Source organism: Streptomyces sp. NPDC002476 (assembly GCF_042889785.1).
Classification (GTDB): Bacteria; Actinomycetota; Actinomycetes; order Streptomycetales; family Streptomycetaceae; genus Streptomyces.
In genome coordinates this window covers 25,611-50,450 of sequence record NZ_JBIARH010000041.1, presented here as the reverse complement: position 1 = coordinate 50,450, position 24,840 = coordinate 25,611, and the positions used below count along the sequence as shown (strand labels likewise).

Genomic DNA, 24,840 nt, shown 5'->3' with positions numbered 1-24,840 from the left:
CAGGAAGACACCGAAACCGGAGAGGAACGTCCTCAGCGATGACGCCCCTATGGCGGACCGTGCTGTCCGCGCTCCAGGACCCTGACGCCCCTGGCCGCGAGGAGGCCATCGCCCGCGGTGCCGCCGCGCTCGCCCTCAAGCGGATCTGCGAGGCGACCGTCGACGACGTGCTGGAGATCGGCCTGTACGAGTTCGGCGTCGTCATCAAACCTCAGACCGCACAGGCCGCGCTAACCGCCCACCAGGGGACCGAGCCCGAACAGGAGCGTTGAACCGGTGACGACCACCAGCCCCCTCCCGGCTGCACCCCCTGCTGCCGGGCCGGACGGCCACGGTTGGGCCCCGCCCGGTCCGGCGGGCGAACCCACCAAGGCTTCCCGGCTGATCGATCGCATCGTGGCGGCCGTCCGCGCCGGCGACGACCCGGCGATCCGCACCCTGCTCCACCAGCTGGCCGATGTCGCCGACACCGAAGCCCTCTTGCTGCTGCACCGCCGGCTCAACGAGGACCTGCACCGCTGACCGGCCAGGAGCAGACTGCGCGTCGGGCACCACCGTGCCAACAGGAAACGGCCCGGGGCTATGCGGCGGGGTTGAGTTCGGCGCGGCCGAACAGCAGCGCGTAGCCGGTGGGGAGCTGGTGCAGGATGCGGGTGATGAGGTCGGTGCCTGCGTAGGCGGCGACGGCCGCGAAGACGGATCCGGTGTCCCAGCGTGTGGTGGCCAGCGAGGCGCTGGAGCGGGCGGCGAGGTCCTTGACGAAGGCCCAGCCGGTCAGCGGCTGGGTGTCGGGGATCTGCGCGGTCAGGACGCGTGCGGCCTCCAGGGGCAGGCAGGCGGCCAGGTCGACGCGTTCGTCGCCGGTCAGCTGACGCCCGAGTCCTCCCAGGACGAGGCGGACGGCTTCGTCGGCGCGCTCGCGGGTGGGGTAGGCGCCTTCGTAGCGGACCTTCTCCAGCATGTGTTCGTACGCCGTCCCGTACGGCTGCTGGTGCCCTTGCGGTGCGCGCACGTCGGTGATCACTGCGGTGCATGCCTTTCATCGGAGCCGGGATGGGGTGGCGCCCGGGGGTGTGGCACCGCCCCAGGTCTTGGGGGTCAGGTGGGCTGGGGGCGGCCGAAGAGGAGGTCGTAGCCGGCGGGGAGCTGGAGCAGGATCTGCCCCAGCAGGTCCTCACCGGCCGCGTCGGCGACCGTGGACAGCACGGCGCTGACGTCCCAGTTAGCGGTCTGCTCGGTGGCGCCCTCGATCCAGGCCGCGGTCGCGCGGACGAACCGCTCTGGCGGGAGTGGCTCGGCGCTCTGCAGCGGGTTGAGCAGGATCAGAGCGAACTCCTCTGGCAGGCGTGCCGCGAGCTGGGCGCGGACCTCACCGACGAGGTGGGCGCCGAGCAGGGCGAGGACCACGCGGGCCGCGCGCTCGGCCTCCTCGGCGGTCTTGTATTCGCCGCGCTCGGTCACATGGTCGAGGAACGCTTCGCGTCGCAGAGTCATCTTGGCCGCACCCCCATTCTTCTTCGGGCTTCTCACGGGGTGCGGAGGGCGGGATAGCAGAGGGAGATCAGGAGTCCCGTCCTCCGCACCGCCTCCGGTCGGCTGGTGTCAGCCGGAGATCTCCTTGCGGCCGGAGCCGACGCCGATGGAGATCTTGCGGGGCTTGGCGCGCTCGGCGATCGGGATGCGCAGGGTGAGCACCCCTGCGTCGTAGTCGGCCTGGATGTGCTCGGTGTCGAGGGTGTCGGCGAGCACGATCTGCCGGGAGAAGACGCCCAGCGGCCGCTCGGACAGCTCCATCTGCACGTCGTCGGACTTCGCCACCGGCCGCCTCTCGGCCTTGACGGTCAGCATGTTCCGCTCGACGTCGATGTCGATCGCGTCCGCGGCCACGCCCGGAAGGTCGAAGGCCACCACGTACTCGTCGCCCTCGCGGTAGGCGTCCATCGGCATCGCCGACGGCTTCGACCAGGTACCCGGGCCCATCAGCTGCTGCGCCAGCCGGTCCAGCTCACGGAAGGGGTCAGTGCGCATCAACATCGTGAAACACCTCCAGCGGTTTGTAGGCAGTTGCTGCCAATGCGCTGCACTGACACCGTTGTAACATGTCATCCAATGGATGACAAACATGATGTCGTCATCACGATGACACTCCGAAGGAGGTGCCCGTGACCGCAGCCCAGAAGCCGTCCACGACCAGCACCGACACCCACAGCCCGGCGTCGTTCCTCGCCGCCGCAGCGGCCCTCAACGCCATAGACGACGCCCTGCACACAGCCCACCACGAGGCTCCCTCTCCCCCGACCGGGACCGGGCCGGGCCCGGAGCAGGCCCTGGCCTCCCTGATGCTGCTGCGGCAGGTCCGCGAGCAGCTCGCCGGATGGGAGACCGGCCTGATCGAAACCGCCCGCGACGCCGGCGCCAGCTGGGCCGACCTCGCCCACCCCCTCGGCGTCACCAGCCGCCAGGCCGCCGAACGCCGCTACCTACGCGGTCGCCCCGGCCCCGCCGGCACCACCGGCGAACAACGCGTCACCGCCACCCGCCAGGCCCGCGCCACCCGGCGCAACACCGCCACCTGGGCCCGCCGCAACGCCGCCGCCCTGCGCAGCCTCGCCGGCCAGATCACCGCCCTCACCGACCTTCCCCCCACCGCCCGCCTCCCGCTCGGCGAGCTCCACGCGGCCCTCGCCCACGACGACCCCGCAGACCTCATCGCCCCTCTGACCGCCACCCGTCCCCACCTGGCCGTCACCCACCCCGGCCTCGCCGCCCAGATCGACACCCTCACGCCCCCTGACACCGCTTGATGCGCCGGAGCAGCCCGTCAGCCTCTGTTCTGGGCGGCACCTGGCAAGGCGAAGGCCCCGACCGCCCGGGGAGATCGGGACCTTCGTCTTCCTCGGGGGAAGCTGACGCGGCCCCGACGACTTCCGGGAACGGGTGCACACGGCTCTGGCGGCATAAGCCGCGAAGAACGAAATGAAGAGGTTCATTGATGGCCTGGGTGGCCGGGAGCTCCCACGCGCGCTCGGTGACCAGTGCACCGATTGCGGCACCGAGGCCCATCGGCGCGCGCCCGTGCCGCTGCACCGCACGGACCGGACGCGGATTCGCCCCCTCCAACGTGATCACCTTCGAGGATCTTCCCACGCCGCCCGCCAACGTGACAGTGCCCGTAAGCGTTGCTGAGGCAGGCGGGGGGACGGGAGGCGGAGAGAGCCGCGCAGCTCAGATCCACGAACTCCTCATGTACGAGCGCAGCGGAGGGTACCGCGTCGACAGGCCCGAGGATCTCACCCGCCGCTCGCACCAGGGCCTGCAACCTGCAGAAATCAAGATGGCACGGTCTCACTCCGTCCGGCGCCCATCGCCGAGCGCGGGTTGTCTGGTTCCAGACATTGCCAGTTTCGGACAGTAATCAGCTATTCACCACAGGGTCACTGGGCTCACACACTGGGCCTGCCTGCTCGTCCTTGCAGGCACCTTCGAAAGGGAGTCCCTGTGAAGAAGACCCTCTCCATGGCGGTCAGCCTGGCGATCGCCGCGACCTGTGCCGTCGGTGTGGCGCTCCCCGCGCAGGCCGCTGACGCGACTGGGACCGCGACCGCCGACAGTCAGTCGCTCCAGTCGGCCATCGACACCTCCACGTTGCCTCCGCGGCTCAAAGCCCTTGCCGACGGGATCCTGGCGAAGCTGCCCGCCGACTGGCAGTCCCGCTCCAAGGCTGCTGCCGCGAAGTACGGCATTGACGATTCGCAGTGGAGCGACCTGCGCGACAGCGTGATCAATCCCGACGACTACCAGTGCCCGTCGACCGGGCTCAAGACCTGGGCCCGCTCCCTCCTCGTGGGCGCCGAGGACCCCTTCGCCATCTTCATGCTCTCGATCTTCGATGGTTTCAACCTCCCGACCTACGACGCGCTGATCTTCGGCACGGAGTCGAAGTCCAACAAGTTCGGTGCCAACGGTGAGTACTCTCAGGAGCTCACCTCCGAGATGAAGAACCTCAAGCGGTTCTGGGACATCGACTCGGCGGACATCCAGCTGGTCCCCCTGCATGGGGCCGATGTCTTTTCCAGCCCCGAGCGGGTTGCTCGCACGCTCTCCGTGTTGTACGGCGGGACGCCGGAGTCCCAGCTCGAACTGGCCGAGATGTTCCTCGAGCTCGTCAACATGGAACCGATCCTGAAGGGCGGCGCCAACCCGATCTTCTCCTTCAACGCCTTCGCCTACAGCGAGAAGCGTGACCCGGAACCGACAGGCGTCTCCGACAGGATCATCATGGGAGACGGCATCCTGCAGGGCATGTCAGCCGTGGGTCTGGGCGATGTCGCGCCGCGGGCGATCGAGGCTCACGAGTTCGGCCACCACGTGCAGTACGCGGGCGACCTGTTCGTGAGCGACCTGCCCGCTCCTGAGGCCACCCGTCGTACTGAGCTCATGGCCGACGCGTTCGGGACGTACTACCTGACCCACGCCCGCGGCGAGGCGCTGAACACCAAGCGTCTTCTGGACTCTGAGCAGTCGTTCTACGAGGTAGGCGACTGCGGCTTCGACAACCCGGGCCATCACGGCACGCCGAACCAGCGGCTCACCGCGTCCAGTTGGGCGGCGAGCGTGGCCAACGACGCGGCGAACCAGGGCCACATCCTGCCGTCGCTTAAGTTCGCCGGGCAGTTCGATGCCAAGCTTTCCGACCTGGTCAAGCCGGACGCCGGCTGACGCCGCAGTCCGACCGCAGGACGCGCTCTCTCGAGCGACCGAAGATCCGCGTGAGGCGGGCCGGATCCCTCTACCGGCCCGCCTCACGTGCCCGTCACGTGTGGGCGATGTCGCCGACACAACGGCACAGGAAGGAGCAGACCACCAGGCGTGCGGGCGAGACCGTGGTCTTTGGCCCGGACGAAGGTTCAAAGGACGGTTCAAAGCCAGCCTTGGCGGCTGGCCTGGACACCGAGCTGGAACCGGGTCTGGGTACCGAGTGCCTCCTGCAGGCGGGCAACGCGTCGGGTGACGGTCCGTTCACTCACCCCAAGCTCACGGGCGATCGATTCATCGGTGAGCCCGGCGCTGAGGTAGCCCAGGAGTTGTCGCGTCTTGTTCGTCGGGCGGGCCCAGCCCTCGGTGGGCTCGCCGGCCCGAGGAAGCGGGACAGCTATCCGCCAGTACGACTTGAAGACACCGATCAGCCCATCCAGCAGGCCCGATGGCTGGACGATGACGCTGTGGTGTCCCGCGCGGTCCGGTGCGACGACGGACAACACGGCCAAACGATCGTCACAGAGCAGCAGATTCATCGCGAGATCAGGAAAGACCCGCGCCTGCTCCCCGCGGTCGACGCACGCGCGCGCCGCCTCCAAGGCCTTGGGCTCCTGCAGGATGTCGATGCTGTACACCACTCGGTAGGCAACCCCACGGGCCAGGGCGTCCAACGCTTCGGTGTCAACCTCCGGCACACGCTCACCCCCGCCCACCGGCCCAATCGACAGCGCGCGCACCTCTGCCACTGCCTCGTTGTGGACCCGTTGCTGTATCGCGTCAGGGCTGTGGGAGGTGTCGACGACCTCGATGTAGCTCGATCCCGAGGTGTGATCGAGCCAGAAACGCGACAGGAGCATCGCACTCTCGTGGGCGATCCGGGACTCTCGTGCACGCCGCTCGGCTATGGCTTCCAACACTGCGCGTGGGGGCTGGGCGATCACCCTGTCACTCTTGCGGGACACCAATCCGATAGCGGCGAGCTCGTCGACTGCATGGTGCAATCCTTCGGCAGGCGATCCGGCCCGCGCCAGCTGACCGGCGAGCCTCGCCGGAGTCAGCGGACCGTGCTCCACGAGCGCAAGGTAGGCAGCCTCAGCTGTCATGGAGAGGCCGAGATCCTGCAGTGGGCGCATTTTGGGTGTCACTCCCAACCAGCGGCGCGCACGGCGCCCGTCACTGACCCCATCCCCACGGGGGACTGTCCATCTGCCGGATGGCCGTCAGCCTAACATCACATGATCATGTGGCGGCCGGGTCGGGATCGGGGATGCGGGGTGCGAGGCCGGTGTCGCGGGTGCCTCCGCTGGCGTGGTGGGCGGCGAGGTAGCCGGGGTGCCCGGGGCGGGGCTGCACGGTCGGGGCCTGTGTTCGCGGCGCGGCCGGGGTGGCGGGCTGCGGTGCGTCGACGGTGCCGGGGGCGAGGATTTCCAGGCTCCGGACGGTGTCGTCGCCGACGGCCGCGTTGATCTGCCGGACGATCTGACGTTGGTGGAGGGTGAGCTGGGTGCAGTAGGCGTGAGAGATGGGGCGCAGGTGCAGGGTCTGGGTCTCGTCGTCGTATCGCTCGGCGGCGACTTTGCCCGTGAGGTTGGGGGCGATGGTGGGCCACCGGTCGAGCACGGTTCCGCCGACGGCGGCGGTGTCCCAGCTGCGCTCGGCCCACATTCTTCTGAGCGCCGTACCGAGCCCAAGCAGGACTCGGGCGGTCATGTACGTGAGGTCAATGAGCACAGGTTCTGAGAGGGGCGATGAGGACCCCCTCGGCCCAGCCAGGCACGCATCGGGCCAGAGCGTTGCGACCCCTCGGAGGGGCGATGAGGTTACGCGGCGGCGGTTTTCAGCATGTCGGCCCGGTTCCGTGACCTGCCCGTGGACGACAGTGCGGAGGCGGCGCGGGCCCGAGTGAACCGCTCGCGGATCATCCACGAACGCGGCCACCGATTCGTCCTCCTCATCGAGGAAGCAGTACTCCACTACCGGATCGGCGACGGCGAGGCGATGGCTGCCCAGCTCGGCTATCTGCTGAGCGCCGGCGCCCTGCCCGCAGTATCACTCGGCATCATCCCGGCCGGCGCACAGCGGGGGCAGTGGCCGAGGGAGACGTTCCACATGTACGACGACGCCCTCGTATCCGTCGAACTGGTCTCTGCTCAGGTACGCATCACACAGCCCGCAGAGATCCCGGCGCCTGGTCGTACGATCCACGTGTCCTGCCGCCCGCCAGGAAGGCCGGGCCCGCCACGGCGGCCGGCCGTCCCGGCGGGGCCGGCAGACGACCGCGCACGGGGTGCAAGCGCCCCGCCCGGGCATGTCACGGCCGTCGGTTACGTCGCCGACGCGGTCCGTCAGACGCTGGCGTGCGAGGACTGCGGGCAGGAGCGATTGGCCGGGCTGTGCGAGGCGTGCGGCTACTGGCGCCGCCCGCCGAACCGGTCAGGCCCCGGCACCCCGAGTACCGGATCGTGTTCTCGGTCATCCTCGCCACGTCCCCGCGCGGCCAGCCCAGCACACCGTCCACGTCGAGTGCGCCATGCGCACCACTCCCCGAAGCCACATTGCATGGATTGGACACAATTGCCCGAATTTTACTGTTGCTTGGATTCCCATTGATCACTATCTTTCAAAGCTCTCCCGGTGTTACCGTGCCTTTTCGCTGGCGGAATGGGCGCGGTGAGATCGAGGGGGCGAAAGGCGCAACCATCTTCGCCCTGCGAACCAGTCGGAGACCTTCACGCACATCTACCGCTGCCAGCTGCTCAAAATGTGTAGTCGCACTGACCTTGCGCGCGCACATTTTGAAAAAATCGCATACATGCGAGACGGGGGAAAGTAAGTGAATCTTTCTTTCGGTGCGGTATATCGCCCTCTGGCGGCAGCTTTTCTTGCTCTCGGTGCTGTGGCCTGGGCAGGCCCGACGGCCTCCGCTGCCGAGCCGGAGCCGCCTAGGATCGAAAGCGTCGACGGGGAAGTCGGCACAATGGCCGTTCCGTGTGAAGGCTACAAGGGGACCTGGTACACCGTCTCCAACGTGGCCAAGCCGAAGAAGATCAACACGCGACACGACACTACAACGGCACCTCGTCCAACATGTCATCAAACTTCACCACCGGACATCAACTGACGCTTACTGCCGGCATCACCTACACATCCGGCGCTTCGGCCGAGGCCAGTGCGGTGATTGGCAAGCTGTCGGTCACCGCGAGCCTGTCGCTCGCCGCCTCCGGCTCCAAGACCTCCACTTCGTCCGTCGCCGTCACCGCCACGGTCAAGCCGAAGAAGTACGTGGTCACCTATGCCGGACGCGTCCAGGTCACAGGCAATTGGCAGAAGCTCTCCTGCTCCAGCGGCAACAGCAGTGTGCTTGTCAAGGCCAAGGGAACCGGCAGATCCCACCATGTACAGGAAGCGGGAGCGGTCCAGTGCGACATCGCCCAGCCGTCCGGAAGCATGGCCGCCCTCGCCAAGAGCAGTTACTGCTGATGAGGCCACGTCCAGCATGGGTGGCCGTCGCCGTCGTTGCCATGTCGGCAACCGGCTGCACGGGCGGCGGCCCCAAGGAATCCGGGAGTGCGGCCGCCACGAGCTCCGCGGAGAGGGCGGGCTGCGGGAGCACCGACTTCACCGCTCCTCCCGTAAAAAATCTACCGCGCAGCCTGACGTTCACAGCGATTCGGAAAGTGGATCCCCCATGGGGCGACGACAAGAACGTCGCCCTGGTCGACAAACCTGTCACCGCCAAGGTCGAATGGGAATCCGGCCGCGTGAATGAATCCACCGTCCTGGCGGTCATCGAGGGCGAGTTGGAGCTCAATGCATCCGGTACCAGTGACGCCCTCTCAGGATTGGACCGTTTCCTGTCCGGCGCCAAAGAAAAGAAAGTGTACGTCGGATATGCCGCCGTAGAAAAGATCACGGTTCCCCTGTCTCTGAAATGCCTTGATGGCACCAAGATTCAAGGGAAACTCTCCACGTGGATTAACGCCGAATTCGGGGTCGTAGTCTGCGCTACCAAGTACGGCAAGGGCGAGGCGCCAGCTGCAGCGTTGAAAGCCCAGGCCGAGTTCTGCGACTGAGGCCGAATGCGAAACCGGCGGCCCGCCCCTAAGATCTGTGGCGGATCAGCGCGCGGTGTCAGATGTGGTGCATCGCAAGACGGAGGGGCGCCCGCATACGGGTCGTCTGTGGGCGTTCCGACAACGCGGCGAGGTGCCGCAGCTGTCGTCGGGGCGCTGTCACGTTGGCTGACGGGGTGGGATGATCTTCGGGTTGATCATGGTGGAGGGGGTTGTCCGTGGGCAGTACGCCGCCGTCGTACAAGGGGCACCGATACCCGGCCGAGATCCTCTCCCACTGCGTGTGGCTGTACTTCCGCTTCCCGTTGTCATTCCGTGAGGTGGAGGAGCTGATGCTGCAGCGCGGCGTCATTGCGTCCTACGAGACGATCCGCCGGTGGTGTCTGAAGTTCGGACAGTCCTACGCCAACGCGCTGCGCCGCCGACGTCCCCGCCCTGGCGACAAGTGGCACCTTGACGACAGCCCCGAACTGGCGAGCGTGCTGGCCACGGTCATCACCCGGCTCCGCAACGCCAACGGCGGCGCGATCCCGAAGGTGAGCCACTACGACGCTCATGAGCGGGAGTTCGGGCCCCAGCTTCCCCATCTGTTCCAGCGTCGGACGCGGGGGCACCGCAGCGAGGTCATGTCCTCCACCACAGTGCAGAACCTGCTGGACAGCACCCTGGCCCGCACCGGCTTGCGGGACGCCGCCGGCGAGCCGTTGAAGTAAGCCCTGTTCTCGTATAGCTACGGCGAGGGGACAAGTAGCTCAGTGTGATTTCAGGGCCTCTGCTTGAGTGCGGGGCTCGGGAACCGCTCCGTTGTTCATGGCGGCGAAGTCGACGTGTGCGGCCTCGACGGCTTCGGGGTACGCCTCGCGCTTGGCGTGTTCGGCGAGCGCCCGGTAGATGCTGGCGACGGAGGGGTTGTGTCCCTTGCGCTTGCCGGTGGGGATGATCAGGTCGGGCTGGATCTGCTCGACGGACTCGCCGCCCGCGCGGCGCCGGAGCACGGTGTGGAGCATGTCGTCGGTGATGACCGGCGGCCGGCCGCCGTGCTTGCCCTTGCGGGCCGCGGTGTCGAGTCCCTCCAGCGTGGACTCGCGGATGTTCTCCCGTTCGGTCTCCGCCATCGCCGCGAAGAACGCGAACAGCAGCTTGCCCGGGCCGGTGGGGTCGTAGATGCCGGGCAGGGGGCCGGCGAGCATCTCCAAGACCAGGCCGTGGACGGTGAGATGGTCCGCCAGCGCGGTCAGCTCGGCGGCGTCCCGGCCCAGGCGCTTCATCTCGTACACGGTGAAGATGACCCGGCAGTGCGGGGCGTGCGCCTTGACCTCCCGCGCCGTCCGCAGCGCCTCCTCAAACCGGGGGCGGACCCGTACCCGGGTGCTGATTTTCTCGCTGAAGATCTTGTCCCTCGGGATGCCGTGCCCTGCGAGCGCGTCGAGCTGGGAGTCGAGTTCCTGCCCGAGGGTCGAGCAGCGGGCGTAGCCAATGCGGATGTCCGCGCTCGGCAAGTCCGGGTCGATCGGCGCTGGCGGCGGGGTGCCCGGTCGCCACGGCCGGCCCGGCCCGCGGTCGGCCGGGGTCGGGACCCGCAGCGCCTTCTTCAGCCGGGGCACCAGGGTGAAGCGGCGGGTGTGGTAGGCGGAGGCGACCGCGCCGCCGCGCGAGCGGCATGGCGATCCGGGCTGGGCGTCACACTTCGGACAGGCGTGCTGTTCGACGTCGTCGGCGTCCGACCGGTCGGTCGGGGAGGGCTGCTGAGGGTCCGTCATAGGCTTGGATTTTCGCACAATGCAAGTCTCAGAAGGGGGTCCGTCCCGTTTTTGAGTGAGAACGGATTCTGCGAACGAATCCGAGATCGGCGGGGGTCCGGTGGCCCGTGATTGATCTTGCTCGCGCAAAGGAACATTTGTGAGAATCGACGTGCGTGACGATCATCACCCACAGCTACATCACGGTAGGTGGCAGTCATGCGAAGGGGCGGGGAGCGGAACCAGTGCCACTGATCTCTCTTCCGATGTTCCTCGGCCAGGCCGTGCTGCTGGCGAGGAACAGGTGGGCTGCTGGTCCGGTGCCGCGGTCGCCCGCAAAGTCCCGGCGAAGTGGGGATGGCTGAGCCCTGTGGGGCCGTTTGGTTGCTGCTTCGGGTGCGGCGCCGAGGTGTGATGGACCGGGCTCTGGCCGAGGATGGACGGCAGAGGTGTGCCCATGAAATCTCTTGCCAGCACAGGGCCGGTGCGCCATTTGGTGGCCGCCGTCTCCGCGTATCTGGAGCCGTTCCTCCTCGCGGTCACGGCGGCGGCTCTGACGGCCGGCGGTGTGGCCTGGGTCGCCGGTGCCGGCGGTCTCTCTGATCGCCGTTCTGGCTCTCGGCGGCACCCTGGCTGTGCGCGAGTACCTGGCCGGCGCGCTGATTGCTCTGATGCTGGCCACAGGACGCACCCTCGAAGCCGCGGCCCAGCGGCGGGCCTCCCACGATGTGCGGGCCCTTGTGGAACGCGTGCCGCGTACGGCGCGGCGCACACCGATGTCGGAGTGCGCGTGGTGCCGCTTGCCGAGGTGGAAGTCGGTGACCTGCTCGTGGTCGGGCCGGGAGAAGTGGTCCCGGTCGACGGTCATGTGGAGAGTGCCCTCGCCGTACTGGACAAATCGGTGCTCACCGGGGAGTCTTTGCAGGTCGAGCGTGCGAAGGACGAAGCCGTGCGCAGCGGGGTGGTCAACGCCGGCGGCGCCTTCGATCTGAGGCCACCGCCACTGAGCAGGACAGCGCTTATGCCGAGATTGTGAGGCTGGCCCGGCAGGCCGGTGCGGAATCGGCTCCCGTGGTCCGCCTGGCCGACCGGTATGCCGCCTGGTTCCTGCCCCTGTCCCTGGTGGTGGCCGGGCTGGCCTGGCTCCTGAGCGGCTCCGCGGTCCGGGCGGTGGCGGTCCTGGTGGTCGCCACGCCGTGCCCGCTGCTGCTGGCCGCGCCGGTCGCGATCGTCTCCGGCCTGTCCCGCGCCTCGCGGCTGGGTGTGGTGGTCCGCGGCGGCGGTGCTCTGGAGAACCTTGGCCGGGCCCGCACCCTGCTGCTGGACAAGACCGGCACTCTCACCGGCGGCCGTCCTAGCGTCCTTGACGTCGCTGCCGCACCAGGGTGGAGGCCGGCGCAGGTGCTGCGCATGGCGGCGGCACTCGACCAGTACTCGCCGCACGTGCTGGCCCACGCCATCGTCGACGCCGCCCGGGAGCGCGGACTGGCGCTGCCCGTGGTGGCGGATGTCACCGAGGAGCCCGGCCGGGGTGCCTCGGGAACCGTGGACGGGCAGCGGGCGTCCATCGGCCGGATCGACACCGCGGACGCCGTGCCGTCGTGGGCTGCAGCGGTGGACAACCGCGCGCTGCTCGACGGCGCGGCCGTCGCCTGGCTGACCGTCGCCGGGCACGTGGTCGGCGCTGTCCTCCTACGCGATCCCATTCGTTCCGACGCCCCCAGGACCCTGTGCCACCTACGGACGGCGGGTATCGAGCGGATCTTGATGCTCACGGGTGACCGTGCCGAGCCCGCGCACGAAGTCGCTGCCGTTCTCGGTCTGGACGGCGTACGGGCCGATCTCAGCCCCGCAGACAAGGTCGCCGCGGTCCGCGCCGAACGCGAGCGCGCCGTCACCGTCATGGTCGGTGACGATGTCAACGACGCCCCCGCGCTCGCCGTGGCGGACATCGGGGTGGCCATGGGCGCCCGTGGCTCCACCGCTTCCTCCGAGGCTGCTGACATCGTCCTGACCACCGATCGCGTGGACCGTCTTGCCGATGCGGTCGCCATCGCCGGACGCGCCCGGCGCATCGCCGTGCAGAGCGCGCTGGGCGGCATGCTGATGTCGCTCGCTGCCATGGCCGCGGCCGCCGGCGGCCTGCTTCCGCCCGCCGCCGGCGCCCTGCTCCAGGAGGGCATTGACGTCGTGGTCATCCTCAACGCCCTGCGGGCCCTGCGCGTCGACCGGGCGATGCGACCGGCTCTCACCCCGGCCGCCGAAGTGCTCATCCGCCGTTTCGCGGCCGAGCACAATGATCTGCGGGATGTCGTCGAGGCGGTACGCGCTGCCGCCGACCGCCTGTCCGACAGCTCCGGTCCTCAGGCCCTGGCGGCCGTCGAGGAGACATACCAGCTGCTGACCGAGCGGCTTTTGCCGCACGAGTACGCCGAGGAGCACCAGCTCTACCCCGCGCTCGCTCCCACGCTCGGCGGCCCCGAGGCCACCGCCACCATGAGCCGCGCCCATACCGAGATCGAGCGTCTTTCCCGGCGCGTCGCCACCCACCTGCGCCTGGCCCACGCCCGCGGCGGCCTGGACGCCGATCAGCTCGACGATCTGCGTTCCTGTCTCTATGAACTGCACACCGTCATGCGCCTGCATTTCTCCCAGGAAGAGGAGAACTACTTCTCCTTGGCCCCGTGAGACGAAGACGCCTGCGGCGCCTGACCTCTCAGCCGGGCTCATTTCCGGTCGGCAGGACTCACGGCCCATCGGGAGCCTGAGGACTCGGCAGGTGCGACGGCGATGTTGCACCTTGGGCACTGCTCCACACACGCGCCCCTCCTGTACGCGGACGGATTTACTGCATAATCTCCGAAAAGGTAGATATCTTGGTGAATGCTCCCTTGTGTGCTCGCCGGAGGAGACCTCTGTGGATGTTGGGCTGATCAACGGCCTTCCCGGCCATCCCCTCTTCGTTCACGGCGCAGTGGTGCTGGTCCCGCTGACGGCGTTGGCGCTCGTGGTCTGTGCGCTGTGGACTTCGGCGGCGCGCAGGCTCGGCTGGGTGCTGCCGGTGATGGGGCTGGTCACTCTTGTCCTGGTGGTGCTGACCACCGAATCCGGCGAGTGGCTGGAGGACCGGGTACGGGAGAGCGCGCTGGTGGAGGAGCACACCGAGATGGGGTCCGGTCTCACTCCGTGGGCGATCGCCCTGTTCGTGCTGACGGTCGCCGTCTGGCTGCTCGGCCGCGTCGGCCTCAGCCGGGAACGAGACCGTAGCGGGGAGGCCGACAGTCCCACCAAGGACGGGGCGTCCGCCGCGGCCCGGCTGGCTTCTTCTGTTGTGGTGCGCGTTGTGGCGCTGGTGATCGCCCTGGTCGTGGCCGTCGGCGCGGCCGTCCAGGTGTACCGGATCGCTGACTCGGGTGCGAAGGCGGCCTGGCAGGGCCGTTTCTCAACGAGCCGGTCCGGCGCCGGGCGGTGACGCGGCGACAGCCGCGCCGGTGGCAGTCCGGCCGGCCTGTGTGAGGCCTCAGCCGGCCGGACTGCCGCGCGGCGCGTGGGCCGGTCTCCGGGTGCGGCCAGGGCGGTCAGCGCAGCTGGTTGAGTGCCTTTTGGAAGGCGGCGGCGTGCCTGGCCTCGTCGGCGGCGGTGTTGCGCCAGTAGCGGGCGGCGGCAGTGTCGCCGACGGCGGTGGCGCGCTTGGCGAACCCCGGGTACACGGTGGTCGCCTCGTTGTGCTCCCCGGTGATGGCCGTGCGCAGGTTCTCCCTCGTCGTGCGGACCAGTCCGGCCAGGACCGCCTCGCCGGCAAGGTGCTCGTGCAGTTCGACCTTGGCCGTGCCCTCCCACAGGCGGGCCAGCGCGGTGTTGCCGGTCTGCTGGGCGTGGGCGGCGAAGAGCATGTACTTGGCTTGGGCGAGCGCCTCGCCGTGCAGGGCGGTGTCCAGGTTGGCCTTGGTGCGGGCGGCCTTCACCTTCGGCAGCCCGGCGGGCACCGGCACCACGTCGGCCTTCGGCGGCGCCGGGATGGTGCCGTGGCCGGTGGTCACGACCGTGAGGGCCGTGCGGAAGGCGTCGCGGTGGCGGCCCTCGTCCGCGGCGATCTCGCTGAAGAGTTTCGCTGCTTCGAGGTCCCCGTCCGCGCGGGCCTGCTCGGCGAAGCGGCGGTACATGGTCTGGTGCTCGTAGGTCTCGCCGCTGATGGCCTGGCGCAGGTTGGCCGCGTTCGATCCGACGGTTCCGGCGAGGGTGGCCGCCTCGCGCAGGTGCTCGCTCAGCTCGGTCTGCGCCGTACCCCGGAAGAGCTTGCCGACAGCCGTCAGGCCTTGCCGGTCGGCCTCGGCGGCGAAGAGGCTGTAGGCGGCGTAGGCGTACGCCTCGCCCTTCATCGTGGTGGTCAGGTCGGCGAGCGTCTGTGCGTGGAGAGCCCGGCCGGGGGCGGTGCACCCCCGGCCGGGGTGGCCAGAGCCTGCGCCGCAGGCGCAGCCGCGACCAGCGCGCACAGACCCACTACGAGCGTTCGTGTCGAATGGTGGAACACGATGTCCTCCTTCCGGGGCACACCCTTACGGGTGCGCACGCCCCCTCTTCATGCCACCCGCGCATCCACACCACCGCCCCTTCACGCCACCCATCCGAGTGAATACGCACAGTAATCGCATACCCGAGGGCGTCGACGAGTCGGCGCTGACCGAGGACGCGCTGCGGGAGGCGGTCACCGGCCAGTCTGGCCAGGGCTGGACCGGGTCGGGTGCGGGTCATCGACCGCAGCGAGCACGCCGAGGCCCACCGCAAGGCTGAGAACGACGCCTACCGCGGCGCCCTGCGCGAGCGCGCCGCGAAATCCAGGACGGAGCCGCCACCGGCAAATGTGCGACATCCCGGCCGCCAAGGCCGAGTGTGATCAGTTAGGTACCACCTGTAACAAGGCGGGGAAAGGGCACCGACGTCGCCGCGCGGCGCACGGGAGAAGACCGGCCAGGCACTGGCCCGCCTGGCGAAGGCGGCGGCCCGCAAGCTCATCACTGCTCTGGCACCGTCGGTCCCCCGCGCCCCCGTCAGCTCAACCACCCGCCGGCGACGCAGCGGGTACGGGTCTTCAGGCCGATCCGGCAGCACCGTCCGCCGCCGGTTCGGGAGTCTTCGTATCGGGTGCCGTACGGGGGCCGGGCACCATGGACGCCGCGGCGGCGAGGTCGAGGTGGGAGTTCATGTCCAGCTCGAACCGGCCGTAGGGGTTCACGTGCGTCCAGAACAGCGGGGAGAGGGCCCGCCGGTCGGCGTCGGTGAGCATGTCGGCCCACTTCTCGTCGGCGAGGACCTGCTGCATCAGCAGCGTGTTGACGTGCACGAGGGCGGACTGGAGCAGGTGTAGGGCGAGCATGCCCGACCACGAACCCGGACGCTGAATGACCCCTGCCTCAAACACCGCTCACCTCACGACATTCGCTGAGGTATTCCGAGAGTTCCAATACCCGAGCACACCATTATGTGTTTCCTCCGATTTCCGCACCCGCACCCTGCGGAGAGCGTTGGACGCGACGATGCAGGCCGCTCTGCGGCCAGCGAGGAGGGCTTGATGAAACGCCAGGTCAGCTACCAGTGGCGACTGCGCGAGGTGATGGCCACCCGCGGCATCTTCGCCGCCTCCGACCTCTCCCCATTGCTCGCCGAACGCGGCATCGAGCTGTCCTCGGTCCAGGTCTGGCGCCTGGTCACCCAGACTCCCGAACGGCTCTCCCTGCCAGTCCTGGCCGCGCTCTGCGACATCCTCGACGTCACCCCCACCGACCTGATCGCCACCCGGGCCGAGAACGTCGCCCCGCGCCGCACCGCCGCCTCCGGCGGCGCCGACGTCGTGGACCTGGCCAACACCATCCGGCCCAAGCGCGCCCGGATCACCCCCGACTCGTGAGCCCGGCCTACGACAGCCGCGAGAAATACGAGCGGTGGCACATACGCACCTGCGCACGCTGCGGCCGCCGCGCTGCCAAGTCCGCGAACTGGTCAGACGGACCTATCTGCCGCACCTGCTACGAACGGGCCACGCGGGACCGAGGCCGCTGCCCCGACTGCGGAACCGAGCGACTGCTTCCCGGCCGGGATGCGGCGGGAACCGCGGTCTGCCGGGACTGCGCAGGCATCAGCCGCGACTTCTTCTGCGACTGCTGCGGCTTCGAGGGCCTGCTCCTCGGCGGACGGCTCTGCGAACGCTGCACCCTCTCCGACCAGCTCACCGCCGGCACCGGCCGCATCTACCCGCAGTTGATCCCGCTGCACCAGCTCCTGGTGAGCCTGGACCGCCCGAAGAGCCGGCTGATCTGGCTCCGCAACCCGCAAGTCCCGGCCCTGCTACGAGACCTCGCCACCGGAACAGTGCCGCTCACACACGACGCCATCCAGGCCCTGCCGAACTGGCGGACCGCCGCCTACCTCCGCGACCTGCTCATGGACAGCGGCGTCCTGCCGCACCTCGACCGCCGACTCCTGCTGTTCGAGCGGTGGCTCGCCCAGCGGATCGCCGCCACGGAGGACATCGAACACGCCCGCATACTCCAGCACTTCGCCACCTGGCACCAGCTCCGCAAGCTCCGCGCCAAGGCGGCCAAGAGCCCGCTGGGCACCAGCACGACGCAGGAATCCCGTCAGCAGATCACCCAAGCCGGCGCCTTCCTGGTCTGGCTCTCCGCCCGGCACGTCACGCTGGACTCCTGCACCCAGACCGATCTCGATGCCTGGCACGCGGAAAAGTACGCCACCGGCGCCCCGCGCAGACATTCCTGCGCTGGTGCATGGACACCCGCCGCATGCCGCGGCTCACCATCCCGAACCGCCCGACCACCAACCCCCACCCGATGGGCCAACACCAGCGCATCGCCGCCCTGCAACGGGTTCTCGCCGACGACAGCACCTCACCGAGAGTCCGACTCGCCGCCTGCCTCGTCCTGCTGTTCGCACAGCCCGTCAGCCGAATCGTCCGCCTGACCACCGACGACGTTGTCCACGACGGCCAGCACGTCACACTCCGGCTCGGCGACCCGCCTACCCCAGTCCCCGAGCCGGTGGCCGACCTCCTGCTCGACTACCTCCAGGCCCTGCCCGCCAGCACCCCTGCCATCAACCAGAACTCGCCCTGGCTCTTCCCCGGCCGCCGCCCGAGCCAGCCGGTGAACCCCGGCACTTTGCGCGACGCGCTGCGGGAACTCGGCGTCCCGGCCGAGAAGGGCCGCACCTCGGCCATCCGCCAGCTCGTCCTCCAGGCCCCGGCGCCCGTCATCGCCCAAGCACTGGGCTACCACGACAAGAGCACCACCCGCATCGCCACCGAAGCCGGAGCCCCCTGGAAGAACTACGCACCCGGCGACCACAGCCGATGAAACGATCCGCGCAAAACCTCACCAGAGGAGACAACAGCCCGATGTCCGCCAAACACTCACTCACGCGCGCGCTCACCGAGCTCACACGGTCCTTTCGAAGCCGCGATGGCCATAAGCCACTTCCGCTTGACCTCTTCCTCCAGGAAGGCACCGCCCCAGAAACAGCGCGGACAGTGGTCGAAGAGGTGATACGGGAGGTGGCACCTGACGCGGCTTCGACGGACATTGACCTCATTTCCGACCTCCCCTGGCCTTCGGATGCCCAGGCCGCCCTCACCGCCATCGCCGACGCGACGGGCGCTCGGGAAGGGGAGACCGCCGTCGCCCTGGACTTGACAGACGAACGGCAGCGCGAATGGTTCATCACCCTCGTCCCGCACACCATCTCCGCAGAGATCTGGGGGCCGACGGGATCAGGAGTCTCATTCTCCGCGAGTGACACCGGATCGGTGATCGGGTGGCAGTTGCCCGCTGAGCGTTGGGAGAGGGTCCGCGCGCGGCTACGGCACCGAGGCATCGATCCCGACACCGCAACACAAAGGGCTACCCGAGGCCGCCCCTGACAGGTACTCACAGTAATCGGAGGCAGCGCGAGTCCTCAATTACAGGTCACCTGATCACAGACCCCTACCAGTACCTTGGGGAACATCGGTACAGCCGTTGGCGCTGAGATTGATCATGGTCGGCTAGCACAGCGATCGGGTGCCGCGCTGGGATTTCCGTGAAGATCGTTGATCACGGGTGAGGGGCGGCTACCGTCCGCCGCGTGCCGGTGGAATTTTTGACTGATGAGCAGGCTGAGGCGTACGGAAAGTTCGCCGAGGAGCCCACGCGTCCGGAGCTGGAGCGGTTCTTCTTCCTGGACGACGTCGACCGCGATCTGATCGCGCTGCGGCGTACGAAGCACCACCAACTTGGGTTCGCCCTCCAGATGTGCACGGTCCGCTATATCGGCCGGTTCCTGCCGGAGGACCCGCTCGCCGTGCCGTGGCCGGTGGTCGAGCACTTGGCCGCGCAGCTGGGGATCGAGGACCCGTCGTGCGTGAAGCGGTACACCGAGCGGGCGAAGACGGCGTACGAGCACGCGTGGGAGATCCGGGACGCCTACGAGTACCACGAGTACGAGGACCCGGAGTGGTCGCGCAGGTTCCGCACGTTCCTGCACGGGCGGGCGTGGACGCACGCCGAGGGGCCGGTGGCCCTGTTCAACCAAGCGGTGGGCTGGCTGCGCCGCAACCGGGTGCTGCTGCCAGGCGTCTCGGTGCTGGCCCGGCAGGTCTCCGAGGTCCGCACGATCGCGGAGAAGCGGCTGCACACCACTGTCGCCAAGGCCGCCGCACGCGCGGACCGGGAGCTGCCCGCGCAGCTGGTGGCCACGCTGGACACGGCGGCAGCCGGCACAGACGGCCGCCGCGTGGCTGCGGCCGAACATGTAGCAGGCAGGACAGAGCCGTCCGCTGAAGTCGCCCCAGGCCAGGCAGCCGTCGCAGGAGTCGGTGGGCTTGTAGTAGCCCTTTGGATACCGGCTCATGCAGGCGGCAGCGACCGGCCGTCGCGACGCTTGGGCACCACCGCCGGAACCGGTGCGGCGGCACCGACAGCGGTCCGGCTGATGTTCTCCTCGCCGGGGCGGGTAACCTTCTGCGGTTCCGGGATCAACAGGTCGCCGATCTCGCAGCCCAGCACGACGCAGATGACGTCCAGGTCGTCCAGCTTGAGGGAGACCGGCTGGCCGGACCACAGCCCGGACATCTTTCCGGCCGAGATCACCAAGCCGTACTCGGCCAGGCTCCGCTGGAGCTCGGACGCCTTCCAGATACCCTTGTTCGCGGCGGTCAGCCGCAGGTTCCACCTCATCGGGCCAGCCCTTCCAGCCGCTTCGCGGCCCGTTCCATCCCGGCGACCCAGGCGTCCTCGACCCGGGTCTGCTGCACGTGGATATACCGCATCGTGGTGGCAATCCAGGAATGTCCCAAAACCTCCTGGATCGCGAGCAAGTCCAGCCCATTCCCATAGAGCTGGGACGCGCAAAAATGCCGCAGGACGTGCGGCGTCAACCTGTCTGTCCAGCCCGGCAGATGAGCCTCGACGGTGTCGAGACCGTTGCGCAGGGCGTCGTCGCCGACCCGGCGTGCGGAACCGTCGGTGTTCTTCCGCTCACTCGGGAACAGCGGGGCACCGGGCCGTGTGTGATCGTCGTCGAACTGACCCCACACGTCCTCGATGAACCACCGCAGCGTCCGGTCGGCACCGTTGATCAGCGGCACCATCCGCTCACGCGGCCCCGAGCCGCGGGCGCCCTTGCCGTGGCGGACGTGGAGCTTGCCGAAGCGGCCCAGGTCCCACTTGATGTCGTCCAGGTCGAGGCCGCATGCCTCGCTCACCCGCAGGCCGACCTGGGACATCAGCTTCGAGGCGGTGTAGTTCCGGGCGGTCGGGGCGAACTTCCTGCAGGTCGCCAGCTCGCCACCCCAGCCCGTGAACAGCGCCCCGACCTCCGGCTCGCTCGGCGGGATCCGCAACTGTGCATCCTTGGCCCCGCGCGGCCGGTTCATCTCGTCGATCGGGCACTCGACCACCCGGCCGGTCATCCGGTGGATCTCGACCTTGTGCCGCAGCTCCAGGAACATGAAGTACGTACTCAGCGCCTGTGACCGGCCCAGCCGGGTGCCGCTGGGCGAGTGCCGCAGTACCTTCCCGAAGTACGCATCCGCGTCGGCGGGCTCCATGTCCCACAACGGTCGGCCGAACCAGGACCTGATCTGATCCAGGTGACCGACGTCCCCGCGAATGGTGCCGTCCGCCAGCCCTGCCGAGGCCCGCGCGAGAACGAACCCTGACAGCACGTCGGTCTCGAACCGCTCCAGTTCCTCCGCCGACGCGGGCGCCCAGTGCTCACGCAGGTCCCGTACGACTGCCAGCGCCGCCAACCCGAGCCTCCTCGCCTTCGGTCCGACTACAGATCGGTCGGACGAGATGAGAACGCTTCAGAAATCCCGAAGTTACGTCACAGGCCACCAGAGCACACGAAGGAGGAAGAACCCCCCGGCCACGGGCCCAGGGAGTCAGCAGAGCTCAGGTGAACTCACGGAATGTCGCACATCCGGGCGATGTCGAAGGGGACTTCCTCCGCCAGCTTGAACAGCGGCTCCAGGACGCCGTGGTACACCGGGTCGGTGTGGGGCGGGCAGTGCTCGGTCAGCAGACAACCGGCGGCTTCATCCTTGGTCCGAGGGTGGGCCGCTTCCTCGTCTGCGGCGATCTCCACTACGAGCTCGATCGCGTTGTCCACGCCGTCGCGCACCCGAGCCCACCGCCGCGCCGTGTCCTCGCGCTCGTTCAGGAGGCTGTGCTCGCGTTCCGGCAGGAGATCGGCCACCGGAACCGACAGCGCCTCGTGCAGCCGACCCACGTCATCGCCGCTCTGGAGCCGATCCCAGACAGCGCTCGCCGACTGCAACTCGTACCGCGCTCATCGAACCGTGCAAACCGCATCGCCACTCCCCACCCCGGGTCCGGATCAGTCCCCGGCACGCTACCCGGCACTGCGGCAACGGGTGACTTCTGCGAGCGGATACGCGTTGCCGCCCAGGTGGCAGTCGGTGGACACGGCCGTGGCTACGATCGGAAACGGCCTGACCCCGGCAGTTGCGATGCCGGGGTCAGGCCGTTGTCACGGGTGGCTATCCGAGCCAGGTGATGGTGAGGATGGACAGGCGGCGCAGCGGGCGGTTCACCCAGTAGGTGAGGGAGAGCTGGCCGACGGAGGCGTGGCGGACGTCCTCGCCCTCGGGGTCCTCCGCGTCCCACTGCCGAAATCCCCACGGATCGGCCGCGGCGGCGTCCAAGACGTCCCACACCATGTCTTCGACGTGCTCGGGCAGGGTGTCGAGGACCTTCGCGGCCGGGGCGGAGAAGCGGACCGCGTACGGCTGCTGTGCGCTCATCGGCGCCGTCGCCTTCCCCGGAGCTCCGCCATGTCGACGAACTCGCTGTCGTCGCAGCCTCCGGCGACGAACGCGTCGACCGCCGGGACGGACGCGAGGCGGCCCTGCCAGTCCTGGACGACCTCGTACAGCCCGGCGAGGGAGAAAGTGCGCCGCGATTCTTCGAGCGCGGCCGCCCACTCCCGCTCGAAGGCCGGCACCCAGGTGTCGGCGCGCCGGTCGGCGCGCAGCTGGGCGAGGAGTTCGGCCGGCGCCCCGGGCGAGGGGGCGTACGGCGTGACGGGTGCGTGGTCGGGCTGCGCGCTCATCTGGTCCTCCCGGCGGGTCGTCACCTCACCGTACGCGCGCCGGGTGGCCGTGGATGCGGACATGCGGCGATCCCCTACCGGGTGCGCAGGGCGCGGGCGACGGCCTGGACGTGCTCACGCAGCGGCAGGTCCTGCTTGTCCCAGGTGGCGGCGACGTCGACGGCCGGGGTGGACAGGTCTTCCGGGGCGAGGGCGTTGCCGCGGTCGACGTCCAGGACCAGGAGGTGGCGCACCTGGTTGCGGGACTGGATGGTGATGGTGTCCTCGCGCGGCGAGTCCGCATCCGCGGCGACGAAGCCGGGGTGGTTGAGGATCGCCGCGGCGATGGCCTCGGTGAGCACCGGCTCGGGCAGCAGGTCGTCGTCGGTGGGCTCCGCGTCCTTGAAGGTCAGCGTGTAGTTCATCCTGGCCTCGGTGGTGAACCACACCGTGTCGCCGCCGGGGTCGGCGTCCGCGGCCGCGAAGTGCGGGCTGCGGCGCAGCGCGTCGGCCACGCGGACCGGGTCGTGGTCTGCGCCGAACAGCGGGCTCTTGTCACGGTCGATGGGCGGATGTGACTGAGCACTCCACTTGGCGGATGGAGCGCTTGGGTTGACGGGGTCCTTGGGACTTGCCGGCGCTGCACGTAGCCTCCGAGGGAGCGTGCGCAGGCGCGGCAGAGCATTCCGGGAGCGGCCATATGGTGATCACCTGGCGTCGGATCGACGAGCAGGACTTCCCGCTGCTGCGGACGTGGCTGCAGCAGCCCCACGTGAAGCGTTGGTGGAATCACGAGACAACGGCGGAGGCGGTGGCGCGCGACTTCGGCCCCGCTGCCCGGGGAGAGGAGCCCTCGGAGGATCTCCTCGCATTCCTCGAAGGCCTTCCGGTCGGTCTGGTACAGCGTTCGCGCCTGCGGGACTACCCCGAGTACCTGGCCGAGCTGACGTCCATCGTCCCTGTACCTGACGGCGCGATGACCATCGACTACCTGGTCGGCGATCCCCGCCAGACCGGCCAGGGCATCGGGACGGTGATGATCCACTCCGTCATCCTGCGAACCTGGGCCGAGCACTCAGCCGCCTCGTGCGTTCTCGTCCCAGTGGTGGCAGCCAACCGTGCTTCATGGCGGGCGCTTGAGCGGGCTGGGCTGCGCCGGGTCGGGGTCGGAAACCTGGAGCCGGACAACCCGGTCGATGACCGGACCCACTACCTCTACCGCATCGACCGCCCGCGGACCGGCGACTGACGGTCCCACCTGCCCGCCAACCAGAACGCTCAGCCCTGCCAGATCAAGTTGAACCGCCCCGGGTCAGGTGGAGGCTCGATTTCATGAAAGGATCGAGTCATGGCACGACCTTCCCGTTACCCGCTTGAGCTGCGCCGACGTGCGGTGCGCATGGTCGCCGAGGTCCGCGGCGACCACCCGACCGAGACCGCGGCCTTGCAGGCGGTGGTCGAGAAGCTGGACATCGGCTCCCGTGAGACGCTGCGGAACTGGGTCAAGCAGCACGAGATCGACGCCGGGCAGCGGCCGGGGACGACGACGGAGGAGTCCGCCCAGCTCAAGGCGTTGAAGAAAGAGAACGCCGAGCTGAAGCGGGCCAACCAGATCCTGAAGGCGGCGGCGTCTTTCTTCGCGGCCGAGCTCGACCGGCCACACGCACGCTCGTAGCGTTCATCGACGAGCACAAGGGCCGCTTCGGCGGCGTCGAGCCGATCTGCAGGACGCTCACCGAGCACGACTGCAAGATCGCCCCTTCCTCCTACTACGCCCACCACAAACGCCGGAGCACACCGTCGGCCAGGACCGTGCGCGATACCGAACTGAAGGAACGGATCAGCGAGGCCTTCCAGGCCAACTACCGTGTCTACGGGGCGAGGAAGATCTGGCGTGAGCTGAACCGGCAGGGCCACCGCGTGGCCCGCTGCACCGTCGAGCGCCTGATGCGTGAACTCGGCATCGCCGGAGCGGTCCGCGGCAAGCGCGTGATCACCACGCTGCCCGGCGGCCAGGCCGAACGGGCGCCGGATCTGCTGGACCGCGACTTCGTCGCCGCTGCCCCGAACCGCTGCTGGGTCGCGGACTTCACCCACGTCAAGACCTGGTCCGGTGTCGTCTACGTCGCCTTCGTCGTGGACACGTTCTCCCGCCGGATCGTGGGCTGGTCCGCAGCCACCGTGAAGGAAACGGTCTTCGTCCTGGACGCCCTGGAGATGGCCGTGTGGCAACGTGACCGAGACCAACATCCGGTGCGGCCAGGCGAGTTGATCCACCACTCGGATGCCGGATCGCAATATACGAGTTTCCGGCTTGCCGAGCATCTGGACGCCGCCGGCATCGCCGCCTCGATCGGATCGGTCGGTGACGCCTACGACAATGCCCTGATGGAGAGCACGATCGGCCTGTACAAAACCGAGCTGATCAAGCCCCGGCGGCCCTGGAAGTCGCTCGCCCAGGTCGAGTTGGCCACCGCCGAGTGGACCGACTGGTACAACCACCGCAGGCTCCACGGTGAGATAGGCCACGTCCCGCCCGTCGAGTACGAAGCCAACTACTACATGGAATCCACGAAACCCCAGGTCACAATCACAATCTGAGATCTCTACCGAACCCGGGGCGGCTCAAATACATGAACATGTCCCGGCGTTCGTCCCCCACCTGTTGC

26 protein-coding genes and 4 pseudogenes are annotated in these 24,840 nt (G+C 68.7%); 16 read left to right on the top strand and 14 right to left on the bottom strand.

All coding sequences use genetic code 11. The annotated features are described in order from the left end of the window. Positions 1-38 precede the first annotated feature (38 nt). Together ACFYXM_RS31220 and ACFYXM_RS31215 are read left to right on the top strand one after the other, a co-directional pair. Complete coding sequence (locus tag ACFYXM_RS31220; RefSeq protein ID WP_389294406.1) at positions 39-272, top strand: hypothetical protein; 234 nt, start codon at positions 39-41, stop codon at positions 270-272. 4 nt (positions 273-276) lie between these two features. Further along, a complete protein-coding gene (locus tag ACFYXM_RS31215; protein WP_389294405.1) occupies positions 277-522 on the top strand; it encodes a hypothetical protein in 246 nt (81 codons plus the stop codon). Between the two features lie 58 nt (positions 523-580). On the opposite strand, the gene ACFYXM_RS31210 is transcribed toward ACFYXM_RS31215, so the two are convergent. The 3 genes from ACFYXM_RS31210 to ACFYXM_RS31200 all read right to left on the bottom strand — a co-directional run bounded on the left by ACFYXM_RS31210 (position 581) and on the right by ACFYXM_RS31200 (position 2,034). Then, entirely contained in the window at positions 581-1,024 is a 444-nt protein-coding gene (locus ACFYXM_RS31210) for a DUF2267 domain-containing protein (protein ID WP_389294403.1), read from the bottom strand. Between the two features lie 74 nt (positions 1,025-1,098). Further along, positions 1,099-1,494 (bottom strand): DUF2267 domain-containing protein, encoded by a 396-nt coding sequence (locus tag ACFYXM_RS31205; RefSeq protein WP_389294401.1) that lies wholly within the window; start codon positions 1,492-1,494, stop codon positions 1,099-1,101. Between the two features lie 108 nt (positions 1,495-1,602). Next, positions 1,603-2,034 carry an Hsp20/alpha crystallin family protein gene (locus tag ACFYXM_RS31200; protein ID WP_389294399.1) on the bottom strand — a complete coding sequence of 144 codons (432 nt, stop codon included), beginning with the start codon at positions 2,032-2,034 and terminating at the stop codon, positions 1,603-1,605. Positions 2,035-2,162: 128 nt separating this feature from the next. Here ACFYXM_RS31200 and ACFYXM_RS31195 point away from each other — a divergent pair, with 128 nt between their 5' ends. Together ACFYXM_RS31195 and ACFYXM_RS31190 are read left to right on the top strand one after the other, a co-directional pair. Beyond that, positions 2,163-2,804, top strand: coding sequence for a type III effector protein (locus ACFYXM_RS31195; protein ID WP_389294397.1), 642 nt, complete (start codon positions 2,163-2,165; stop codon positions 2,802-2,804). Positions 2,805-3,498: 694 nt separating this feature from the next. Then, complete coding sequence (locus ACFYXM_RS31190; protein ID WP_389294395.1) at positions 3,499-4,719, top strand: hypothetical protein; 1,221 nt, start codon at positions 3,499-3,501, stop codon at positions 4,717-4,719. A gap of 200 nt (positions 4,720-4,919) precedes the next feature. On the opposite strand, the gene ACFYXM_RS31185 is transcribed toward ACFYXM_RS31190, so the two are convergent. Next, positions 4,920-5,891, bottom strand: coding sequence for a LuxR C-terminal-related transcriptional regulator (locus ACFYXM_RS31185; RefSeq protein WP_389294393.1), 972 nt, complete (start codon positions 5,889-5,891; stop codon positions 4,920-4,922). A gap of 106 nt (positions 5,892-5,997) precedes the next feature. Continuing rightward, a complete protein-coding gene (locus ACFYXM_RS31180; RefSeq protein WP_389294391.1) occupies positions 5,998-6,468 on the bottom strand; it encodes a DciA family protein in 471 nt (156 codons plus the stop codon). A 108-nt stretch (positions 6,469-6,576) separates the two neighbouring features. On the opposite strand from ACFYXM_RS31180, the pseudogene ACFYXM_RS31175 reads away from it, so the two are divergent. The 4 genes and pseudogenes from ACFYXM_RS31175 to ACFYXM_RS31160 all read left to right on the top strand — a co-directional run. Continuing rightward, positions 6,577-6,939, top strand: a pseudogene (locus tag ACFYXM_RS31175) (Scr1 family TA system antitoxin-like transcriptional regulator); the annotation flags it as partial. Between the two features lie 906 nt (positions 6,940-7,845). Next, positions 7,846-8,238: a hypothetical protein gene (locus ACFYXM_RS31170; protein ID WP_389294390.1), complete on the top strand. Its 393-nt coding sequence runs from the start codon at positions 7,846-7,848 to the stop codon at positions 8,236-8,238. Positions 8,239-8,258: 20 nt separating this feature from the next. Continuing rightward, positions 8,259-8,831 (top strand): hypothetical protein, encoded by a 573-nt coding sequence (locus ACFYXM_RS31165; RefSeq protein WP_389294388.1) that lies wholly within the window; start codon positions 8,259-8,261, stop codon positions 8,829-8,831. Positions 8,832-9,049: 218 nt separating this feature from the next. After that, positions 9,050-9,292: pseudogene (locus ACFYXM_RS31160) on the top strand (IS6 family transposase); the annotation flags it as partial. A 291-nt stretch (positions 9,293-9,583) separates the two neighbouring features. Here ACFYXM_RS31160 and ACFYXM_RS31155 read toward each other — a convergent pair. Further along, positions 9,584-10,591, bottom strand: a complete 1,008-nt coding sequence (locus tag ACFYXM_RS31155; RefSeq protein ID WP_389294386.1) for a recombinase family protein — start codon at positions 10,589-10,591, stop codon at positions 9,584-9,586. Positions 10,592-11,027: 436 nt separating this feature from the next. On the opposite strand from ACFYXM_RS31155, the pseudogene ACFYXM_RS31150 reads away from it, so the two are divergent. Together ACFYXM_RS31150 and ACFYXM_RS31145 are read left to right on the top strand one after the other, a co-directional pair. Next, positions 11,028-13,258 (top strand): annotated as a pseudogene (locus tag ACFYXM_RS31150) (heavy metal translocating P-type ATPase). A 229-nt stretch (positions 13,259-13,487) separates the two neighbouring features. Continuing rightward, entirely contained in the window at positions 13,488-14,042 is a 555-nt protein-coding gene (locus ACFYXM_RS31145; protein ID WP_389294384.1) for a DUF2231 domain-containing protein, read from the top strand. A 106-nt stretch (positions 14,043-14,148) separates the two neighbouring features. On the opposite strand, the gene ACFYXM_RS31140 is transcribed toward ACFYXM_RS31145, so the two are convergent. Both ACFYXM_RS31140 and ACFYXM_RS31135 read right to left on the bottom strand, forming a co-directional pair. Beyond that, entirely contained in the window at positions 14,149-15,063 is a 915-nt protein-coding gene (locus ACFYXM_RS31140) for a ferritin family protein (RefSeq protein ID WP_389294382.1), read from the bottom strand. 596 nt (positions 15,064-15,659) lie between these two features. Then, the gene (locus tag ACFYXM_RS31135) at positions 15,660-15,944 is read right to left on the bottom strand and encodes a Tn3 family transposase (protein WP_389294380.1); all 285 of its coding nucleotides are present in this window, start codon (positions 15,942-15,944) and stop codon (positions 15,660-15,662) included. Positions 15,945-16,139: 195 nt separating this feature from the next. Between ACFYXM_RS31135 and ACFYXM_RS31130 the strand changes: the two genes are divergently transcribed. From ACFYXM_RS31130 to ACFYXM_RS31115, 4 genes and pseudogenes are all read left to right on the top strand, one after another. Further along, complete coding sequence (locus ACFYXM_RS31130; protein WP_164251158.1) at positions 16,140-16,475, top strand: helix-turn-helix transcriptional regulator; 336 nt, start codon at positions 16,140-16,142, stop codon at positions 16,473-16,475. Further along, the gene (locus tag ACFYXM_RS31125) at positions 16,472-17,545 is read left to right on the top strand and encodes a hypothetical protein (RefSeq protein ID WP_389294378.1); all 1,074 of its coding nucleotides are present in this window, start codon (positions 16,472-16,474) and stop codon (positions 17,543-17,545) included. The genes ACFYXM_RS31130 and ACFYXM_RS31125 overlap by 4 nt, the downstream gene beginning before the upstream one ends. 77 nt (positions 17,546-17,622) lie before the next feature. Continuing rightward, positions 17,623-17,937 (top strand): hypothetical protein, encoded by a 315-nt coding sequence (locus ACFYXM_RS31120; RefSeq protein ID WP_389294376.1) that lies wholly within the window; start codon positions 17,623-17,625, stop codon positions 17,935-17,937. 766 nt (positions 17,938-18,703) lie between these two features. Next, positions 18,704-19,324: pseudogene (locus ACFYXM_RS31115) on the top strand (DUF4158 domain-containing protein); the annotation flags it as partial. Positions 19,325-19,464: 140 nt separating this feature from the next. Here the strand turns inward: ACFYXM_RS31115 and ACFYXM_RS31110 are convergent. The 6 genes from ACFYXM_RS31110 to ACFYXM_RS31085 form a co-directional block, all read right to left on the bottom strand. After that, on the bottom strand, positions 19,465-19,794 hold the full coding sequence (locus ACFYXM_RS31110) for a helix-turn-helix domain-containing protein (RefSeq protein ID WP_389294374.1): 330 nt from the start codon (positions 19,792-19,794) through the stop codon (positions 19,465-19,467). Beyond that, positions 19,791-20,867, bottom strand: a complete 1,077-nt coding sequence (locus ACFYXM_RS31105) for a tyrosine-type recombinase/integrase (RefSeq protein WP_389294372.1) — start codon at positions 20,865-20,867, stop codon at positions 19,791-19,793. Before ACFYXM_RS31105 ends, ACFYXM_RS31110 begins: the two co-directional genes overlap by 4 nt. Positions 20,868-21,022: 155 nt before the next feature. Continuing rightward, positions 21,023-21,397 (bottom strand): hypothetical protein, encoded by a 375-nt coding sequence (locus ACFYXM_RS31100; RefSeq protein WP_389294370.1) that lies wholly within the window; start codon positions 21,395-21,397, stop codon positions 21,023-21,025. A gap of 223 nt (positions 21,398-21,620) precedes the next feature. Continuing rightward, entirely contained in the window at positions 21,621-21,884 is a 264-nt protein-coding gene (locus tag ACFYXM_RS31095) for a hypothetical protein (protein ID WP_389294368.1), read from the bottom strand. Then, entirely contained in the window at positions 21,881-22,192 is a 312-nt protein-coding gene (locus ACFYXM_RS31090; RefSeq protein WP_389294428.1) for a DUF6247 family protein, read from the bottom strand. The genes ACFYXM_RS31095 and ACFYXM_RS31090 overlap by 4 nt, the downstream gene beginning before the upstream one ends. A 74-nt stretch (positions 22,193-22,266) precedes the next feature. Then, positions 22,267-22,686: a hypothetical protein gene (locus ACFYXM_RS31085; protein ID WP_389294366.1), complete on the bottom strand. Its 420-nt coding sequence runs from the start codon at positions 22,684-22,686 to the stop codon at positions 22,267-22,269. A 185-nt stretch (positions 22,687-22,871) separates the two neighbouring features. Between ACFYXM_RS31085 and ACFYXM_RS31080 the strand changes: the two genes are divergently transcribed. Both ACFYXM_RS31080 and ACFYXM_RS31075 read left to right on the top strand, forming a co-directional pair. Next, positions 22,872-23,420, top strand: a complete 549-nt coding sequence (locus ACFYXM_RS31080; RefSeq protein ID WP_389294364.1) for a GNAT family N-acetyltransferase — start codon at positions 22,872-22,874, stop codon at positions 23,418-23,420. Between the two features lie 99 nt (positions 23,421-23,519). Further along, positions 23,520-24,772 (top strand): IS3 family transposase gene (locus ACFYXM_RS31075; protein WP_389294362.1). Its coding sequence is split into 2 segments (ribosomal slippage): positions 23,520-23,802 and positions 23,802-24,772, totalling 1,254 coding nucleotides; the frame shifts between segments, so codons are not numbered across the junction. Positions 24,773-24,840: the final 68 nt, after the last annotated feature.